The following is a 14,825-nucleotide window of genomic DNA, read 5'->3' as shown; positions in this document are numbered from 1 at the left end:
TTTGTTTAATTCTTTGATTTTTGAGCCCCATACAAGGCTTTAGCTTTTTCATTGTCAATTTCCACCGGATATTTAACGGCCAAAGAGGCCGCCAATTGCTTCTCCAGTTCCAGTTGATAATCTTTTATCACAGCTCCCCGGGCTTCTCTGAGGGTCTTTGCTCTTGCTGGTTTGATTTCATCAATAGTGATTCTGTAGCTGAAGCCGTCGAAGCTTGCTTCGAAATCTCCTGTCTCAAAGCCTGTTCCGTCTATCAGTCCATTCTCACCTTTGAAATAAGTACCATGGGCCACCTCAAAGGATGTATCTTTTAGCTGAAGTATTCTTGCGATGTCGGCTTTGTCAGTTGAGAAAAACTGAAAGCTCACCCGCTGATTTTGAACCCAGTCAAAACGATCAACAAGTTTATTGACGTCATAATCATATTCTCTGATTCTGGTGATGTCTACTCCGTTCTGGGTAAGATAATCCACTATTCTTCGAATGCGTAGTCCGCTAATATTCGGCTCTTCATTAACATCTCTATGACCACCAATTTCAACTACATATCCTTTATTTTGTTCAAGGATTTGAACCAAACCTGTTAGCTTTCTTTTGAGTTCGTCATTTAAAGAGTACTCATTTTTCTCGTAGTAGGAAGGAAGAATTCCACGTTTTAACCGATAAGGAGTTTCACCGTTGAGAATTTCATAATACTCCTGAATCAAAGTGTCATTTTTGGTCTTGACAATAGTGGCTTTTGCTGCCATTGGCCATTGATAATTACCAATGTGCTGTTCATAAAACTCACGCTGCCCGGTCGTGTCAGAAACAGACTTTTCGTAGAGCTTGTCGTTCAGATAGTTTGTCACAATCAGGCTTTCCCGATAAGTGTCAGTCAGAGCTTTAAAATTGGCATTCCAATCCGGCAACTTTTGAAGAATTCTGGCATTGATTTGTTCCTCTTTAAAATCTTCAAAGTACCATCTAAGGTACATTTCAGGCGTATATCCACTGAATTGCTTTTCAAATCCCTGCTTGTATTCAGCGTATTCCACAAAATCCATTGATGAGAGGACCTGATCATCTATTTGTAGAATCATAGTGTTCTCAATGAGGTTTCGGTTTGGTTTCCAGGACCTGTCAATGATGCCTTTATTTGCCAGTTTCAGAAGGTTTTCAAATGCCTTTTGATCAATGTTTATATTTAGTTTATTCCTGTATTTGGCATAGCCACTTTTCTCCAAAAACTCGCCTCTTGAGTCCGTAGTGGCTTTGCGTCTTATTTTTTCTTCCAATTCTTGAAAAGGCTCAAGAGGGAAATTCTTTACTTTCTTTATCAGATGCCAGCCAATAGAAGATTTTACAGGCCCTGAAACTTCCCCCACTTTCAGTTCGAAAGCGACTTTTTCAAAGTTTCGCTCCGCCCAGCTTCCAATACTGAAAGGCGGTAAGAGTCCACCACTTTCCCTTGAATTCAAATCATCAGAATTTGCCGAACAAATGACCTCAAAATCAGCTCCGTTTTTTATGAGTTGGTAAAGTGAATCGATTTTAGCTTTTTGATATTCATCCATTTCAGGTCCGGCATCTGCAGGTACTGATTTTAAAAGATGCTTTACCTCAACTTTACCCGAGAAAGGTCTGTTATCTTCAACTTTGACAATGTGATATCCAGCAGAAGTTCTGACAGGTTCTGATATCTTGCCAACAGGAGTAGAATAAGCCGCATTTTCAAGCGGGAATAGTAATTGCAGGGCAGAAAAATAGCCCATATCGCCACCTTTACCTTTAGTATTAATATCTGCAGAATACAGAGTAGCTAATGAATCAAAAGAAGCACCTTCTTCGGCCTCCCTTTTCAGATTTAGTATTTGATTGTAAACAAGCAGTGTATCAGAAGGAGCCGCATACTTGGGAACTGTTAGTAGAATATGAGAGGCTTTGATTTCCCTTTTCAGGCGTTCATAGGTTAATCTTGTCAAGGAATTCACCAAACCAGTGTCAATAATGAAGCTTTTGGCAGTGATTCTGGAGTAGGTTTCCAGTTCTTCTAGTTGACTTTCGTCCAGTAAGTAGCCATCATCCTGAGCCGCCAAATAGATTCTTTTTCTTTTGATAAGCTCATCAATTAGTTCTTCAAAACCAGTAGTGTCAGCTATAAGATACTCTTCAAAAGCCTGAATAAGCTCTGGCTCAGTGAGGGCTTTATCACCAACTATCACCACCGGATCTGAAGGTGGTTCGTTAGATTGAACTTCAGAAGTACTTTTTGAGCTACTAACCTGAACTGTTTTACAAGAATAAAGTGAAAAAATGAAACAGAACAGGATGACTAATCGATGCATACAATGTGGCCTTGGTTTACCTAAACCAAACGTCTTTATTGAATAATTCGCGAAATTGACTATTTATTGCGAAAAAGCCTTGAATTTAACAATTATTATACCTCTGGCTCCTGTTGAGAAAGGCAGTGGAAACTTCCCAGGCCCCAGATAATATCAGTAGAGTCTATGCCGACAATTTTACGATCGGGGAAACACCCTTCAATAATCTTTAGAGCTTCATCATCTTTTTTGCATCTGTATGTAGGGACGATAACCTTATTGTTCAGTATGTAAAAATTCGCATAAGAAGCCGGTAGTCTCAGGCCACTGTCTAGTACAGGGTCTGGCATGGGTAGGGTTTCAATATTTATCTTGGTTCCGCCGGCAAGCTTTATCTTCTTTAGCAATTCCAGATTTTCACGAAGAGGAGAATAATTATCATCAAGCCGATCAGTTTCTAAGGCTGTGAGCACGGTATCAGAATTAATAAAGCGGGTCATGTCATCTACATGGCCATCGGTGTCGTCACCAACGATACCTTCCTCAAGCCAAAGTATTTGCTCTACATTATAATAAAGCTTAAGTTTTTCTTCAATTTGTTTTTGAGATAGATGAGGATTTCTGTTTTTATTCAAAAGGCAACTTTTACTGGTCATCAATGTTCCGTCTCCGTTAACTTCAATTGATCCGCCTTCCATTATAATTCCCGGTTCGTAAAGTTTGAGATTCAGTGTTTTGGCAACATTAGAGGGGATGGCATCATCAGCATCAAACGGTGGATATTTTCCTCCCCAGGCATTGTATCCCCAGTTTACAATAGCTTTTTCGCCTAGCGAAGGGTTAATAACAAAAGATGGCCCGTGATCCCGACACCAGCTATCGTTTGTCTTGAAATCGAACAATTGAATATTTTGAGTCGGTATACCTCGTTGATTTAGTCCCAACTCTATTACGGATTTTGTCTTATCATTTCCGGAAGAAATACAAACTGTTTCCTCGGAGGCTAGTTCGGCAATAAATTTAAAGTATGCCTCATAGACCCTTGGAAGGCGGTCTTCCCATGTATCGATGTTATGTGGGAAACTTAACCAGGTAGCTCGGTGAGGGTGCCATTCGGCTGGGAAAAAGTAGCCTTCTTCGTTGGGAGTCATTAATTTGTCGTTTTGTTGCAAAGTTAAAATGCTAAAAAAGAATTGCGAGTACGGTCATGATTTATTTATTTTGCCCAATGTTATGCAAGCATACCTTTTTTTTGCTTGTGTTTTAGATTAAGCATTTTAAGAGTGGTTGAATAAATGATTGGTAGAAAGGCGGAGGATTTTATCTTCCGTCTTTTTTTGAATAATCATTTGCCCATATATTGCTGTACAAATACTCACGTGAAATAACGATTGGAAGAAAAACAACTTCTTAAACTTCTCAAAACTAAAGATGAGGAAGGTTTTCAAATCCTTTACCGAAATTACTCTGATGTAATTTATGGTATGATTATTCGCATGTTGAAGGATCCGGATGAGTCAGCTGATATGCTTCAGGAGGTTTTTGTCAGAATCTGGACAAAAATGGATAGTTACGATTCGAAAAAAGGTCGTTTGTTTACGTGGATGGCTAATCTCACCAGAAATTTTGTGATTGACCGAATCAGGTCTGCAGATTATAAAAACCACAATCTCAATTATTTCGTAAGAGATGATAACGTAGGTAGTGTTAACAGGAAGTTTAACACCGAACAGAATATTAATACTATAGGTCTGAAAGGGCAGGTTAATGAGCTGAAAGAGAATCAGAGAGTTTTGATTCAAAAAATATATTTTGAAGGATATACTCAGGTTGACCTCGCAGAAGAACTTGATATCCCTTTGGGTACTTTAAAAACCAGAGTTAGAGCGGCTTTGAAGGAGTTGAGGAAAAACTTTAAGGAAGAATAATGGGTACGTATAACATAGAAGATGGCGAATTGGAGATGTTGGCACTTGGTCAACTCTCTGCCAGAAGAGAGCGGGAGCTTTTTCTTCTCATAGAACAAAACGAAACCTTATTAAAAGAATACGAGGCTATTCAGGATGCATTGGAGAAGTTGGCTTTTGAGAACGCCGTAGAATCACCCACTGGTTTGGGTGTTGCCGCTAAGGAACAGTTGTTTAATAATGAAGATAAGTCTCTGAAGCCTATTCCTTTTTACAAAACGAGTATTTTCAGGCTTGCGGCCTCTATTTTGTTTATTGGTAGCATCCTGGCTAATATCTATTTCTTAGGAGATACTGAAAATAATGTAACAGCTAGTTCAGAGGCCGATATTAAAGAACCGACCCGACAAGAAGCTTTTATGGCTGCACTTCCGATGGATCTTGTTGAGTTTGAGGAAATGTTTGATTACCTGCAGGCATCCCTTGAGCAAAATCCTTGCGACATGAAATTCACGATAACCCGAAAATTTCTTTCTGAGCGGGGTTTGGATGAGGATGCCATAGTCTCCTTCCTATTTCAAGAGGGTGGGCATTGTGATTGCGAGGTATTGATGAATGTCTCTATGCAGTTTCCTCAAGATCCTTACAAGCATGGAACAGTCCCGAACAAAACCCATCGTGAGGCTGAAATTAAGCTGGCTCTTCATTTAAAGGAGGATAGTCAATTTCCCACTGGAACCGATTTAGCCATTCTGGCTTTTAGAAATTGACAATTCACACATTTTGAAAATATTTCATTTATTTTCAGTTAGCTCTTTGCTATTAGTAAAATAACATATACTTTTGCACCTCGATTTGAGGAGATTCTCTCTGAAACAAATTAGACGAAGTCACATCCACGTGAAACCGATCTGATTTCGACTGTGAGAAAAGATGTTTAGCTTTTTAAGATTTGCACAGTCTCCGAAGTTCGCATGAAATTAAATTTTGGGAATCATTACAAGGTAACAAGGTGTACCCTCAGTAATTTACGCCTTACCTGTTTGGGTTTGTAATGCAATGGTCAAGTTGAGTTCAACCACTGACAAGAAAAGTTTTGGTCACAAATCTTGTATAAGACTGCAGAAAGTCAGACTTTTGCAGCCCGATTTAGAGAAGAGACAATTTTAAAGCGAAAAAGATAATACAATGTCTGGAATTATTGGAAAGAAAATTGGCATGATGACCGTCTTTGAAGATGGTGCTGCTGTTCCATGTACGCTTATTGAGGCTGGCCCATGTGTGGTTACTCAAATAAGAACTGAGGAAAAGGATGGTTACAAAGCTGTCCAGTTAGGTTATGGTGAGAAAAAAGAGAAGAGAACCTCTAAGGCTCTTCAAGGTCACTTCAAAAAAGCTAACACCACTCCGAAAAGAAAACTGGCTGAATTTAAAGAGTTCACCACTGATTTTAATCTGGGTGATACCATTAAGGTGGATGATGTTTTCGCTGAAGGTGAATTCCTTGATGTTAGTGGTAAAACAAAGGGTCGTGGTTTTCAGGGTGTTGTAAAGCGTCACAATTTTGGTGGAGTTGGTCAGACTACTCACGGTCAGCACAACAGACAGCGTCACCCTGGTTCAATTGGTGCCTGTTCGTATCCTGCAAGAGTATTTAAAGGACTGAAAATGGCTGGAAGAATGGGTAATACTATGGTTACCATTCAGAACCTAAAAGTAGTAAAGGTAATGGCGGATAAGAATCTTATCGTGGTTTCGGGATCAGTTCCTGGCCCTAAGAACTCCGTTGTAATGTTACATAAATAAAAATAAGGTCGAATCCTGACGACATCGAAAAAATAGGATTATCAAATGGAAATAAAAGTAGTTAACAAAGAAGGTAAAGAAACCGGAAAGAAAGTAAGTCTTTCTCCAGAGGTTTTCGGTGTTGAGCCTAATGAGCATGTGATCTGGCTTGAGGTTAAGCAATTTCTTGCTAATCAGCGTCAGGGAACTCATAAGGCTAAAGAAAGAGCTGAAGTTAGCCGTACAGGAAAGAAACTTCACAGACAAAAAGGAACAGGTGGAGCTCGTCATGGTTCCAGAAGATCTCCAATCTTCGTAGGTGGTGGTACAATTTTCGGACCACGCCCTAGAAACTACAGCTTCAAGCTGAATAAGAAAGTTAAGTCATTGGCTAAGAAGTCAATCCTTTCTGAAAGAGCTAAAGAAGGAAAAGTGATTGTTGTTGAAGATTTCGCTCTTGATACGCCTAAAACTAAAGACTACATCAATTTCCTAAACGCAGTTGGTGTAAATGGCAAAAGCCTTTTCGTAGTTGACGGTAACGAGAATAACCTTTATTTGTCTGCCAGAAACGTACCAAAGACGTTGGTGTCAGAGAAAAATGAGGTTAATATTTATGACTTAGTGAACGCAGAGAACATTCTGATCTCTGAGAACGCTTTGGCTCACCTGGAAACAATTTTGAAATAAAGAACCAGAAGGTTAAAAGCTTAATAAAATGAGTGTTTTAAAAAGACCAATAATCACAGAAAAATCTCAGGAACTTAACGCTAAAGGTAAGTACACTTTTGAGGTGGCAATGGGTTCTAATAAAATTCAGATAGCCAAGGCAGTTGAGTCAATGTACGGAGTTACTGTAGACAGTGTCTCTACTATCCGTCAGTTTGGGAAAAGCAAGTCAAGAATGACGAGATCAAAGGTTACAACCGGAAGAACTCCAACATTCAAAAAAGCAATAGTAACATTAGCTGAAGGCGAGATGATCGACTTCTACGCTGATTTATAATAAGAATTTAATAGGTAAAGCCACGAGTTGAGTGGTTGCAAAATTAAAGAAGATGGCAGTTAGAAAAATTAAACCAACGACTCCGGGTCAAAGAAACAGGATTGCTCCTGATTTCTCTGACATCACAACGAACAAACCGGAGAAAAGCCTGACTACTGTAGTTAAAAGAACTGGCGGTAGAAACAGTGAAGGGCACAGAACCGCAAGATACATTGGCGGTGGTCACAAAAGAAGATATCGTATTATCGACTTCAAACGTGACAAAGCTGATGTGAAGGCGGAAGTTAAGACTATTGAGTATGATCCAAACCGTTCTGCAAGAATTGCTTTGGTGGAATACGCTGATGGTGAGAAAAGATACATCATTGCTCCTCAGGGCTTACAAGTTGGCCAGACAGTAGTTTCTGGTGAGGCTGTTGCTCCTGAAGTAGGAAATGCAATGCAAATGAAAAATATGCCTTTGGGTACTATTATTCATAATATTGAGCTGAATCCTGGTAAAGGTGCTCAGCTTGCAAGAAGTGCCGGAACTTACGCTCAGCTTTTAGCGAAAGATGGTAAGTATGTGACTTTGAAAATGCCTTCTGGTGAAATGAGAATGGTATTGTCAGTTTGTATCGCTACTGTGGGATCTGTGTCTAACCCGGATCACATGAACGTAACTCTTGGTAAGGCCGGTAGAAAAAGATGGTTGGGTCGTCGTCCACGCGTTCGTGGTGTGGCAATGAACCCTGTTGATCACCCAATGGGTGGTGGTGAAGGCCGTTCTTCCGGAGGTCACCCAAGATCTAGAAAAGGTTTGATCGCCAAAGGCAAGAAAACCCGTTCTAAAAACAAGTATTCAAATCGTTTAATAGTAGCAAAAAGAAATAAATAATGGCTCGTTCGCTTAAAAAAGGACCTTACGTTGATTTTCGCCTTGAAAATAAGGTCGAGAAGATGGCAGAATCAGGCAAGAAGTCTGTAATTAAGACCTGGTCACGCAGATCAATGATTACTCCTGAATTCATCGGTTTCACCTTTGCTGTTCATAACGGAAATAAGTTTATCCCTGTGTATGTTACTGATAACATGGTAGGTCATAAGCTTGGAGAATTTGCTCCAACCAGAAATTTCAGAGGTCACGTTAACAAAAAAGATAAGGGTCGTAAGTAATCTTAGAGTACTCGGCTTTTTAATAATAAATTATTGAAAAATGGAAGCAGTAGCAAAACTTAATAATTTCCCTACTTCTGCAAGAAAAGCAAGATTGGTTGCTGATTTGATCAGAGGTAAGAAAGTAAGTCAGGCTCTAGGTATTTTGAGTCATCAGCCTCAGGCAGCCGCTCCGGTAATGAAAAATGTACTGATGTCGGCCGTGGCTAATTGGCAGGGAAAAAACGAAGACGTAGACATTGAAGACGCTGATCTTGTTGTGAAAAGTGTTTTTGTTGACGGTGGAAGAATCTTAAAAAGATTGAGACCCGCTCCTCAGGGACGTGCCTACAGAATCAGAAAGCGTTCCCTTCACATGACCATCGTTGTTGACAACGCGGCTCCAGTGGAAGTGAAGGCTGAAGAAGTTAAATCTGAAGAAGAATAATATACCCCGAACTAATATTTAAGTAGAAACATGGGACAAAAAGTTAATCCTGTTGGTCTAAGACTTGGTTACATCAGAGGTTGGGAATCTAGCTGGTATGGCGGAAAAGATTTTTCTGACAAATTGGTTGAAGACAACAAGATCAGAAAATATATCGATGCTCGTATTCAGAAAGGATCGATCTCTAAAGTAGTAATTGAAAGAACACTTAAGAGGATTACTCTTACTATTCACACAGCCCGTCCGGGTGTTGTAATCGGTAAAGCCGGTTCTGAAGTGGATAAGCTTAGAGAAGAGCTTAAGAAGTTGACGGGTAAAGATGTTCAGATTAACATCTTTGAAATCAAAAGGCCGGAGCTTGATGCCAAGTTGATTGGTGAAACCATTGCTCAGCAGCTTAAAGCCCGTATCTCATACAGAAGAGCTATGAAGCAGGCGATTCAGTCGGCCGTTAGAGTAGGAGCTGAAGGGATCAAGATTAAACTTTCTGGTAGACTTGGTGGAGCTGAGATGGCTCGCACTGAGATGTACAAGGAGGGTAGAATTCCTCTACATACACTTCGTGCTGATATCGACTATGCTGTTTCAGAAGCTCTAACGGTTTACGGTATCATCGGTATCAAAGTTTGGGTATTCAAAGGTGAGGTTTATGGTAAGAGAGATCTTACACCTGCCGGAGCAATAGCTGAAGCTGGTGGCGGCGATAAGAGAAGAAGAGGAAACGACAGAGGAGATCGAAATGATCGTCCTAGAAGAAGAAGAGGCGAAGGCGGAAGAGGAAGAAACTAAGAAAATTCAAAGAACCGAAGAGACCCTGAGTCTCATAAGATTATACAATTATGTTACAACCAAGAAGAACTAAGTTTCGTAAGCAGCAGAAAGGTAGAATCAAGGGTATTGCATCCAGAGGACATCAGATTGCTTTTGGTAGCTTCGCAATTAAATCTCTGGAGCCGGGTAGACTTACCTCTCGCCAGATTGAGGCCGCTCGTATTGCCGTTACACGTGCAATGAAACGTGAAGGGCAGGTTTGGATCAGAGTTTTCCCTGATAAGCCAATCACCGCTAAGCCTCTTGAGGTAAGGATGGGTAAGGGTAAAGGTGCTCCTGAGTATTGGGTAGCCAATATTTACCCTGGTACAGTTTTGTTTGAAGCTGGTGGTGTTTCTCTTGAAACTGCAAAAGAGGCTTTGAGACTAGCTGCTCAGAAGCTTCCGATGACGACTAAGTTTGTTGTTAGAAGAGATTATCAGGCTTAAGCATCAATTATCATTTGATATATACATCGGCTGTCGCCGGTAAAACGATAGGACAATGAAAAAAGTAGATTTGAAAGGTTTGACAGTAGAGCAACTTCAGGAGCAGATCGCCGCCGAGAAGGACAGATTGCAAAAAATGAAATTTGCTCACGCTATTACGCCAATTGAAAATCCTAAAAGAATCACTGAAACAAGAAAGGTGATTGCCAGATTATCAACTGAACTTACCAGCAGATAATCAGTTAAAATCTGAATAATTACACAGAATACTAATACCGTGGTGAAAGCCACTAATCTGTTACCGCAAATGGAAAGACAAGTAAGAAAAGAGCGTATCGGGGTAGTTGTTAGCAACAAAATGGACAAATCAGGTGTAGCTGAGGTTGTTCGTAAAGTGAAGCACCCGAAGTATGGTAAATTTATGCTCAAGACGAAAAAATTTAAGTTTCATGATGAAAATGGTGAAGCCGGTATAGGTGATACTGTAAAGATCATGGAAACAAGACCTTTGAGTAAGACAAAAAACTGGAGACTTGTTGAAGTTTTGGAGAAAGCCAAGTAATCTTCTTTGAAGCCAGAAATAAGAAAAGTTTAAAATAATTAGAAATGTTACAGCAAGAATCAAGAGCTAACGTAGCTGACAATAGCGGTGCCAAAGAAGTATTAGTTATTCGTGTCTTGGGCGGTACCAAAAAGAGATATGCAGGTATTGGTGATAAAGTAGTGGTTACTGTTAAAGAGGCCCTTTCTTCATCTACTAACATGAAAAAAGGTAGTATATCAAGAGCTGTGGTGGTTAGAACCAAAAAAGAGGTAAGACGCAAAGATGGTTCTTATATCAGATTTGAAGAGAACGCAGTCGTTCTTTTGAATAATAATGATGAGCCTAGAGGTACCCGTATTTTCGGACCTGTAGCCCGTGAATTAAGAGAGAAGCAGTTTATGAAGATTGTTTCTTTGGCACCTGAAGTTTTATAATCATTCCGTTCTGGAAAATATCTGAGAAAATGGAAACAAAAAATAATAAGATGCAAAAACGTCATGTACGCACCGGAGATACTGTGCAGGTTATTGCCGGTAACTCAAAGGGCAAGCAGGGTAAAGTGGTTGAGGTTTTGACCAAGAAAGACCGCGTTATTGTAGAAGGTATTAACATGATCAAGAAACATGTGAAACCAAATGCTCAAAACCCACAAGGCGAAATCCAGGAGGTTGAAGGTAGCATCCATATCAGTAATGTACAGGTTTTAGATCCTGAGTCTGGTAAGCCTTCCCGTACAGGAAGAAAAGCTAATGATAAAGGCAAACTTCAACGTTTCGCTAAATCAAGCGGCAAATTCATTTAATATTTAAAAGTGGGTCGGAAATCCACAAAATAAAAATGGCAAGATTAAAAGAACAATATTTAAAAGATATCGTACCTGCTTTAAGAGAGAAATACTCTTACAAGTCAGTAATGCAGGTTCCTACATTAAAGAAGATTGTAGTAAACCGTGGTGTAGGTGATGCTACCGGTGATAAAAAACTTGTAGATAACAGTGTTGAAGAGCTTTCAATCATCACTGGTCAAAAGGCGGTTCCTACAGTTTCAAAAAAGGCGGTCTCTAACTTTAAGTTAAGAGAAGGTATGCCTATCGGTGCTAAAGTTACTTTGAGAGGTGAGGTTATGTATGAATTTCTTGACAGATTGGTATCTGTTGCTCTTCCACGTGTAAGAGACTTTCAGGGTATCAGCGACAAAGGATTTGACGGACGTGGTAACTACACTTTCGGTGTAACAGAACAAATCATTTTCCCGGAAATCTCAATTGATAAAGTATCAAAGATTCAGGGTATGGACATCACATTTGTAACTTCTGCACCTACAGACGCAGAAAGTTATGAGTTGCTTAAGGCATTAGGTATGCCATTCGCAAATTCAAAAAAATAATAAATTAATTTTCGATAAAGATGGCTAGAGAAGCAGTCAAAGCAAGAGAAAGAAAGAGACAAAGGTTAGTAGCAAAGTATGCTGATAAAAGAGCAGCTCTTAAAGCTGCCGGAGACTACAAAGGTCTTGATGCACTTCCTAAAAATGCATCACCGGTACGTCTTCATAACAGATGTAAGCTTACTGGCAGACCTAAAGGTTATATGCGTAAGTTCGGCATTAACCGTGTGACTTTCCGTGAAATGGCGAGTGCAGGTCTTATCCCAGGAGTTACAAAAGCTTCTTGGTAATATATTTTTAAATTAATTTAGAATCACTATCTTTGCAGCCCAATTGAGAAAGTCACGCCCGTGAAACTACTCAGTGACGGCTAAGGTATCCAATATTTAATTGTAAAAGAATGGTAACGACGGATCCAATAGCAGACTATCTAACAAGGATAAGAAACGCTATAAGTGCAAGACACAGAGTTGTAGATATTCCTGCTTCTAACGTGAAGAAGGAAATTACAAAAGTACTTTATGATAAAGGTTATATTCAGAGCTACAAGTTCGAAGATGAGGGTCCTCAAGGGAACATCAAGATCGCTTTGAAGTTTAATCCTGTTACAAAAGAATCTGCGATTGTAGATTTGAAAAGAGCTTCAAAGCCAGGTTTGCGTAAGTATGCCAAAGCTTCTGCTCTTCCAAGAGTTTTGAATGGTCTCGGTATTGCAGTTTTGTCTACTTCTAAAGGTATCATTACTGACAAAGAGGCTCGTACTCTAAACGTTGGCGGAGAGGTTCTCTGCTATATTTACTAAGTAATTTTTTGTTGACCGCCACGCAGACAGCGTGGCCTTAAACTTTTTATAATGTCTAGAATCGGTAATAAAATTATTAAGCTTCCTGCTGGTGTAACCGTTAGTAGAAGTGATAATAATGTTGTTGTGAAAGGCCCGAAGGGTGAGCTTTCACAACCAATTGATCCTGACTTCAAGCTGGAGCAGGAAGGAGAAGAGCTAAAAGTGTTAAGACCAACAGAACAGAAGAGACACAAGGCTCTTCATGGTTTGTACAGAAGCTTGGTGAATAACGCTGTAGTAGGTGTGAGCGAAGGTTATAAGAAAGAGCTTGAGCTTGTTGGTGTAGGTTATAAAGCAACCAACCAAGGTAATGTTCTTGATTTATCTCTTGGTTACTCTCACAATATCATTTTTGTTGTACCTGAAGAGTTGAAGGTGACGACTGAAATGGTGAAAGGACAAAACCCAAAGGTTATCCTTGAAGGTTCTGATAAGCAATTGATCGGTTTGGTTGCGGCTAAACTAAGAGAACTTAGAAAAATTGAGCCTTACAAAGGTAAAGGTGTTCGCTTCACTGGTGAGCAGATTCGCAGAAAGGCTGGTAAAACTGCAGCGAAGTAATTTTAATTATTGTATTTAAGATATTAACGAATATATAATGTCAACTTTTAAAGCAAAGAGAAGACAAAAGGTAAAATGGAGAATCAGAAAGAAGGTTCAGGGAACCGCTGAGACTCCGAGATTGTCTGTTTTCCGCTCTAATAAAGGAATATACGCTCAATTAATTGATGATGTGAACGGGGTAACTCTTGCTTCTGCTTCATCCAAAGAGCTTGGTTTAACTTCTGTGAGTGTTGAAAACTCGAAGAAAGTAGGCGAAGGCCTTGCTAAAAAAGCCGTTGATAACGGTGTTTCTTCTTGTGTTTTTGACAGAAGCGGATATCTGTACCACGGCAACGTGAAGGCGTTAGCTGACGGTGCCAGAGAAGGCGGACTTAAATTTTAATACCTGAAACGATTATCACGATGAGTAAAGGAATAAAAGTAAACGAATCTGAATTAAGGGAAAAAGTAGTAGCGATAAACCGTGTTGCCAAAGTGGTAAAGGGTGGTCGTAGATTCAGTTTTTCAGCGATAGTTGTTTTAGGCGACGGAGAAGGATCTGTGGGTCATGGTCTAGGTAAGGCTAATGAAGTTACCGATGCTATTTCTAAAGCAGTAGATGATGCGAGAAAGAATTTGGTGAAAATTCCTATCGTCAACGATACAGTGCCCCACGAAATGTATGGTAAGTACTCTGGTGGTTACGTCTTCGTTAAACCGGCTGCTCCCGGTACAGGTGTAATCGCCGGTGGTGCGATGCGTGCGGTGCTTGAGGCTGCAGGTGTACACAATGTACTTGCAAAGTCTAAAGGTTCTTCAAACCCGCATAATGTTGTTAAGGCAACGATCAATGCTCTTTCTAAGATGAGAGCTCCTCATGAGGTGGCTGTTCAGAGAAGAGTGAAGTTAAGCAAAGTGTTTAACGGATAATTTCCAAGATTTAGCTAATTAGTAATAGATAATGGCAACTGTAAAAATTACTCAGATTAAGAGTACGATTGACAGATCTCAAAAGCAAAAGAAGACGATTGAGGCTTTAGGCTTAGGTAAAATCAACCGTACCGTTGAACTTGAATTGAATCCGGCTATTGAAGGCATGATTAACAAGGTTCAGCATTTAGTAAAAGTAGAAAAGTAAACAGGGATAACCGAGTAGATTCAAAATCTGCGTAAATACAAGAGTAATGATAAATTTAAGTAATCTAAAGCCGGCTGAAGGCTCAAATAAGCAGAACACGCGAGTAGGTAGAGGTCAAGGTTCTGGTGGTGGTGGAACTGCCAAAAGAGGACATAAAGGTGCAAAATCTCGTTCAGGATACTCTCAAAAAAGAGGTTTTGAAGGTGGTCAGATGCCACTTCAGAGAAGAGTTCCTAAGTTTGGTTTCAAAAATCCAAACAAAGTTGTTCACAAGGCCATTAACCTTGATACACTTCAATCTTTGGCTGATGCCGGTGTTAAGGCTGTGGATTTAGGAGTCCTATACAATACAGGTTTCATTCAAAAGTCAGATACAGTAAAAGTACTTGGTAGAGGCGAATTAACTTCTTCATTGGAAGTTAAAGTTAATGCCTTCTCAAAGTCAGCTGTTGAAGCAATTGAAAAAGCCGGTGGTTCGGCTGTTGTTGATGCTTCTTTTAGCCCTGAAACGTCAGAAGGTTTGAA

Annotated in this window: 23 protein-coding genes and 1 pseudogene; 22 read left to right on the top strand and 2 right to left on the bottom strand. The window is 39.9% G+C overall.

What is annotated here, in order from left to right; genetic code table 11:
• Positions 1-5: 5 nt before the first annotated feature.
• Both AFM12_RS04790 and AFM12_RS04785 read right to left on the bottom strand, forming a co-directional pair.
• Positions 6-2,327, bottom strand: a complete 2,322-nt coding sequence (locus AFM12_RS04790; RefSeq protein WP_055144396.1) for a peptidylprolyl isomerase — start codon at positions 2,325-2,327, stop codon at positions 6-8.
• A gap of 95 nt (positions 2,328-2,422) precedes the next feature.
• Positions 2,423-3,457, bottom strand: coding sequence for an agmatine deiminase family protein (locus AFM12_RS04785; RefSeq protein WP_055144394.1), 1,035 nt, complete (start codon positions 3,455-3,457; stop codon positions 2,423-2,425).
• A gap of 240 nt (positions 3,458-3,697) precedes the next feature.
• Between AFM12_RS04785 and AFM12_RS04780 the strand changes: the two genes are divergently transcribed.
• The 22 genes and pseudogenes from AFM12_RS04780 to rplO all read left to right on the top strand — a co-directional run.
• Positions 3,698-4,234: an RNA polymerase sigma factor gene (locus AFM12_RS04780; RefSeq protein WP_055144392.1), complete on the top strand. Its 537-nt coding sequence runs from the start codon at positions 3,698-3,700 to the stop codon at positions 4,232-4,234.
• Positions 4,234-4,983, top strand: a complete 750-nt coding sequence (locus AFM12_RS04775) for a DUF2695 domain-containing protein (protein WP_055144390.1) — start codon at positions 4,234-4,236, stop codon at positions 4,981-4,983. Before AFM12_RS04780 ends, AFM12_RS04775 begins: the two co-directional genes overlap by 1 nt.
• A 418-nt stretch (positions 4,984-5,401) precedes the next feature.
• Positions 5,402-6,019 carry a 50S ribosomal protein L3 gene (rplC, locus tag AFM12_RS04770; RefSeq protein WP_055144389.1) on the top strand — a complete coding sequence of 206 codons (618 nt, stop codon included), beginning with the start codon at positions 5,402-5,404 and terminating at the stop codon, positions 6,017-6,019.
• 45 nt (positions 6,020-6,064) lie between these two features.
• A complete protein-coding gene (gene rplD, locus AFM12_RS04765; protein WP_055144387.1) occupies positions 6,065-6,688 on the top strand; it encodes a 50S ribosomal protein L4 in 624 nt (207 codons plus the stop codon).
• Positions 6,689-6,716: 28 nt separating this feature from the next.
• Positions 6,717-7,004 (top strand): 50S ribosomal protein L23, encoded by a 288-nt coding sequence (rplW, locus tag AFM12_RS04760; protein WP_055144386.1) that lies wholly within the window; start codon positions 6,717-6,719, stop codon positions 7,002-7,004.
• 52 nt (positions 7,005-7,056) lie between these two features.
• Positions 7,057-7,881 carry a 50S ribosomal protein L2 gene (gene rplB / locus AFM12_RS04755; protein ID WP_055144385.1) on the top strand — a complete coding sequence of 275 codons (825 nt, stop codon included), beginning with the start codon at positions 7,057-7,059 and terminating at the stop codon, positions 7,879-7,881.
• A complete protein-coding gene (rpsS, locus tag AFM12_RS04750; RefSeq protein WP_055144384.1) occupies positions 7,881-8,159 on the top strand; it encodes a 30S ribosomal protein S19 in 279 nt (92 codons plus the stop codon). The genes rplB and rpsS overlap by 1 nt, the downstream gene beginning before the upstream one ends.
• 40 nt (positions 8,160-8,199) lie before the next feature.
• Positions 8,200-8,586 (top strand): 50S ribosomal protein L22, encoded by a 387-nt coding sequence (gene rplV, locus AFM12_RS04745; RefSeq protein WP_055144383.1) that lies wholly within the window; start codon positions 8,200-8,202, stop codon positions 8,584-8,586.
• A 30-nt stretch (positions 8,587-8,616) separates the two neighbouring features.
• A complete protein-coding gene (gene rpsC / locus AFM12_RS04740) occupies positions 8,617-9,375 on the top strand; it encodes a 30S ribosomal protein S3 (protein ID WP_055144382.1) in 759 nt (252 codons plus the stop codon).
• Positions 9,376-9,425: 50 nt separating this feature from the next.
• Positions 9,426-9,845, top strand: a complete 420-nt coding sequence (gene rplP, locus AFM12_RS04735; protein WP_055144380.1) for a 50S ribosomal protein L16 — start codon at positions 9,426-9,428, stop codon at positions 9,843-9,845.
• A gap of 55 nt (positions 9,846-9,900) precedes the next feature.
• The gene (gene rpmC / locus AFM12_RS04730; RefSeq protein WP_055144378.1) at positions 9,901-10,083 is read left to right on the top strand and encodes a 50S ribosomal protein L29; all 183 of its coding nucleotides are present in this window, start codon (positions 9,901-9,903) and stop codon (positions 10,081-10,083) included.
• Positions 10,084-10,152: 69 nt separating this feature from the next.
• Positions 10,153-10,407, top strand: coding sequence for a 30S ribosomal protein S17 (rpsQ, locus tag AFM12_RS04725; RefSeq protein WP_055145156.1), 255 nt, complete (start codon positions 10,153-10,155; stop codon positions 10,405-10,407).
• A 44-nt stretch (positions 10,408-10,451) separates the two neighbouring features.
• Positions 10,452-10,823, top strand: coding sequence for a 50S ribosomal protein L14 (gene rplN / locus AFM12_RS04720; RefSeq protein WP_055144377.1), 372 nt, complete (start codon positions 10,452-10,454; stop codon positions 10,821-10,823).
• Between the two features lie 29 nt (positions 10,824-10,852).
• Entirely contained in the window at positions 10,853-11,191 is a 339-nt protein-coding gene (rplX, locus tag AFM12_RS04715) for a 50S ribosomal protein L24 (protein ID WP_055144376.1), read from the top strand.
• 35 nt (positions 11,192-11,226) lie between these two features.
• On the top strand, positions 11,227-11,775 hold the full coding sequence (rplE, locus tag AFM12_RS04710) for a 50S ribosomal protein L5 (RefSeq protein WP_055144375.1): 549 nt from the start codon (positions 11,227-11,229) through the stop codon (positions 11,773-11,775).
• Between the two features lie 20 nt (positions 11,776-11,795).
• Positions 11,796-12,065: a 30S ribosomal protein S14 gene (rpsN, locus tag AFM12_RS04705; protein ID WP_055144374.1), complete on the top strand. Its 270-nt coding sequence runs from the start codon at positions 11,796-11,798 to the stop codon at positions 12,063-12,065.
• 110 nt (positions 12,066-12,175) lie between these two features.
• Positions 12,176-12,577 (top strand): 30S ribosomal protein S8, encoded by a 402-nt coding sequence (gene rpsH / locus AFM12_RS04700; RefSeq protein ID WP_055144372.1) that lies wholly within the window; start codon positions 12,176-12,178, stop codon positions 12,575-12,577.
• A gap of 51 nt (positions 12,578-12,628) precedes the next feature.
• The gene (rplF, locus tag AFM12_RS04695) at positions 12,629-13,180 is read left to right on the top strand and encodes a 50S ribosomal protein L6 (RefSeq protein WP_055144371.1); all 552 of its coding nucleotides are present in this window, start codon (positions 12,629-12,631) and stop codon (positions 13,178-13,180) included.
• A gap of 37 nt (positions 13,181-13,217) precedes the next feature.
• On the top strand, positions 13,218-13,565 hold the full coding sequence (gene rplR, locus AFM12_RS04690) for a 50S ribosomal protein L18 (RefSeq protein ID WP_055144370.1): 348 nt from the start codon (positions 13,218-13,220) through the stop codon (positions 13,563-13,565).
• A gap of 20 nt (positions 13,566-13,585) precedes the next feature.
• Positions 13,586-14,092, top strand: a complete 507-nt coding sequence (gene rpsE, locus AFM12_RS04685) for a 30S ribosomal protein S5 (RefSeq protein ID WP_055144368.1) — start codon at positions 13,586-13,588, stop codon at positions 14,090-14,092.
• Positions 14,093-14,123: 31 nt separating this feature from the next.
• Positions 14,124-14,300, top strand: coding sequence for a 50S ribosomal protein L30 (gene rpmD / locus AFM12_RS04680; RefSeq protein WP_055144367.1), 177 nt, complete (start codon positions 14,124-14,126; stop codon positions 14,298-14,300).
• Between the two features lie 49 nt (positions 14,301-14,349).
• Positions 14,350-14,784: pseudogene (gene rplO, locus AFM12_RS19805) on the top strand (50S ribosomal protein L15); the annotation flags it as partial.
• Positions 14,785-14,825 lie beyond the last annotated feature (41 nt).

The organism is Jiulongibacter sediminis, assembly GCF_001306455.1.
Lineage (GTDB): Bacteria > Bacteroidota > Bacteroidia > Cytophagales > Spirosomataceae > Jiulongibacter > Jiulongibacter sediminis.
Note: the sequence above shows the minus strand (reverse complement) of the source record. Positions and strands in the feature narration are given on the sequence as shown.

What these genes read in the sequence shown, in the direction of transcription:
- rplD (WP_055144387.1), top strand. Translation starts at nt 6,065, where the DNA reads ATGGAAATAAAAGTAGTTAACAAAGAAGGTAAAGAAACCGGAAAGAAA.
- rplE (WP_055144375.1), top strand. Translation starts at nt 11,227, where the DNA reads ATGGCAAGATTAAAAGAACAATATTTAAAAGATATCGTACCTGCTTTA.
- rpsE (WP_055144368.1), top strand. Translation starts at nt 13,586, where the DNA reads ATGAGTAAAGGAATAAAAGTAAACGAATCTGAATTAAGGGAAAAAGTA.
- rpmD (WP_055144367.1), top strand. Translation starts at nt 14,124, where the DNA reads ATGGCAACTGTAAAAATTACTCAGATTAAGAGTACGATTGACAGATCT.
- rpmC (WP_055144378.1), top strand. Translation starts at nt 9,901, where the DNA reads ATGAAAAAAGTAGATTTGAAAGGTTTGACAGTAGAGCAACTTCAGGAG.
- rpsC (WP_055144382.1), top strand. Translation starts at nt 8,617, where the DNA reads ATGGGACAAAAAGTTAATCCTGTTGGTCTAAGACTTGGTTACATCAGA.
- rpsN (WP_055144374.1), top strand. Translation starts at nt 11,796, where the DNA reads ATGGCTAGAGAAGCAGTCAAAGCAAGAGAAAGAAAGAGACAAAGGTTA.
- rplX (WP_055144376.1), top strand. Translation starts at nt 10,853, where the DNA reads ATGGAAACAAAAAATAATAAGATGCAAAAACGTCATGTACGCACCGGA.
- rplW (WP_055144386.1), top strand. Translation starts at nt 6,717, where the DNA reads ATGAGTGTTTTAAAAAGACCAATAATCACAGAAAAATCTCAGGAACTT.
- rpsS (WP_055144384.1), top strand. Translation starts at nt 7,881, where the DNA reads ATGGCTCGTTCGCTTAAAAAAGGACCTTACGTTGATTTTCGCCTTGAA.
- AFM12_RS04790 (WP_055144396.1), bottom strand. Translation starts at nt 2,327, where the DNA reads ATGCATCGATTAGTCATCCTGTTCTGTTTCATTTTTTCACTTTATTCT.
- rplN (WP_055144377.1), top strand. Translation starts at nt 10,452, where the DNA reads ATGTTACAGCAAGAATCAAGAGCTAACGTAGCTGACAATAGCGGTGCC.
- rplB (WP_055144385.1), top strand. Translation starts at nt 7,057, where the DNA reads ATGGCAGTTAGAAAAATTAAACCAACGACTCCGGGTCAAAGAAACAGG.
- AFM12_RS04775 (WP_055144390.1), top strand. Translation starts at nt 4,234, where the DNA reads ATGGGTACGTATAACATAGAAGATGGCGAATTGGAGATGTTGGCACTT.
- rpsH (WP_055144372.1), top strand. Translation starts at nt 12,176, where the DNA reads ATGGTAACGACGGATCCAATAGCAGACTATCTAACAAGGATAAGAAAC.
- rplR (WP_055144370.1), top strand. Translation starts at nt 13,218, where the DNA reads ATGTCAACTTTTAAAGCAAAGAGAAGACAAAAGGTAAAATGGAGAATC.
- rplV (WP_055144383.1), top strand. Translation starts at nt 8,200, where the DNA reads ATGGAAGCAGTAGCAAAACTTAATAATTTCCCTACTTCTGCAAGAAAA.
- rplF (WP_055144371.1), top strand. Translation starts at nt 12,629, where the DNA reads ATGTCTAGAATCGGTAATAAAATTATTAAGCTTCCTGCTGGTGTAACC.
- rplC (WP_055144389.1), top strand. Translation starts at nt 5,402, where the DNA reads ATGTCTGGAATTATTGGAAAGAAAATTGGCATGATGACCGTCTTTGAA.
- rpsQ (WP_055145156.1), top strand. Translation starts at nt 10,153, where the DNA reads ATGGAAAGACAAGTAAGAAAAGAGCGTATCGGGGTAGTTGTTAGCAAC.
- rplP (WP_055144380.1), top strand. Translation starts at nt 9,426, where the DNA reads ATGTTACAACCAAGAAGAACTAAGTTTCGTAAGCAGCAGAAAGGTAGA.
- AFM12_RS04785 (WP_055144394.1), bottom strand. Translation starts at nt 3,457, where the DNA reads ATGACTCCCAACGAAGAAGGCTACTTTTTCCCAGCCGAATGGCACCCT.